Below are 1077 nucleotides of genomic sequence, written 5' to 3'. Positions count from 1 at the left end.
CGATAGCCAAGTGGTCACACCCGTTCCCATGCCGAACACGGAAGTTAAGCACTTGAACGCCGAAAGTAGTTGGGGGCTTCCCCCTGTGAGGATAGGACGTTGCCAGGCACTTGACTGATCTGCAGATTGCAGGTCAGTTTTTTGTTGTGGAAAAGGAAAAACTGACCGAAGGACAGCCAGTTTTAAAATACGACAACTACATTAAATTCAAGATGTTGTGTCAACAAGACGAGGGATGACGTGTTTTAATAGCGCAGCGGCTCGTGCTTCAAGTGGGGCTGGTAGTTGGTCGAGTGGAAAATAACGGAGGTCGAGGCTCTCTCCGTCCGTCATTTGTAATGTACCAGATACTCCTTTTGCTTGAAAGAGATGGATGACACTGTATGTTTGATCGCCATTCGGGTAACGGAAGAAGTAATCAGGACCAGAAAAGACATCTAGTAGTTGAACACTGCGAGCTTGAAGTCCGGTTTCTTCCTGTAATTCACGCATCGCGACTTCTTCAAGCGTCTCACCGGGTTCCATCGAACCGCCAGGTAATCCCCAACTGTGTGTATCCGAACGATATTGAAATAACAGTTCGTGTTGTGCGTTCATGACAAGTACGGTTGCTCCAACACTGATCAACGGTCGGTTTCCTACGATTTTTCGTAAATCTAATAAGTATCCCATCTGATCACTCCTTTCGTATCAGTATAGAAGAATATTCATTATGACAGTTAGTAAAAAGAAAAAAGGCAAAAAGGCTTGCTAATTTAAAAGACGCATGTTATATTAATATCTGTCGAAACGTTATATCATCGCGGGGTGGAGCAGTCTGGTAGCTCGTTGGGCTCATAACCCAAAGGTCGTCGGTTCAAATCCGGCCCCCGCAACCAATTTTTAAATAATCAAATCCGAAACGTTTATCGTCGCGGGGTGGAGCAGTCTGGTAGCTCGTTGGGCTCATAACCCAAAGGTCGTCGGTTCAAATCCGGCCCCCGCAACCAATTTTAAAATAATCAAATCCGAAACGTTTATCGTCGCGGGGTGGAGCAGTCTGGTAGCTCGTTGGGCTCATAACCCAAAGGTCGTCGG

1 protein-coding gene, 2 tRNA genes and 1 rRNA gene are annotated in these 1077 nt (G+C 46.3%); 3 read left to right on the top strand and 1 reads right to left on the bottom strand.

The window, feature by feature from the left end; all coding sequences use genetic code 11:
- Positions 1–108: ribosomal RNA gene (gene rrf, locus ADM98_RS00430) — 5S ribosomal RNA — on the top strand; the annotation flags it as partial.
- 99 nt (positions 109–207) lie between these two features.
- Here the strand turns inward: rrf and ADM98_RS00425 are convergent.
- On the bottom strand, positions 208–672 hold the full coding sequence (locus ADM98_RS00425) for an NUDIX hydrolase (RefSeq protein WP_053451760.1): 465 nt from the start codon (positions 670–672) through the stop codon (positions 208–210).
- A 129-nt stretch (positions 673–801) separates the two neighbouring features.
- On the opposite strand from ADM98_RS00425, the gene ADM98_RS00420 reads away from it, so the two are divergent.
- Positions 802–878 (top strand) — tRNA-Met (locus ADM98_RS00420).
- Positions 879–912: 34 nt separating this feature from the next.
- Positions 913–989 (top strand) — tRNA-Met (locus ADM98_RS00415).
- Positions 990–1077 lie beyond the last annotated feature (88 nt).

The sequence above is a fragment of the Exiguobacterium sp. BMC-KP genome, from assembly GCF_001275385.1.
Classification (GTDB): Bacteria; Bacillota; Bacilli; order Exiguobacteriales; family Exiguobacteriaceae; genus Exiguobacterium_A.
Note: the sequence above shows the minus strand (reverse complement) of the source record. Positions and strands in the feature narration are given on the sequence as shown.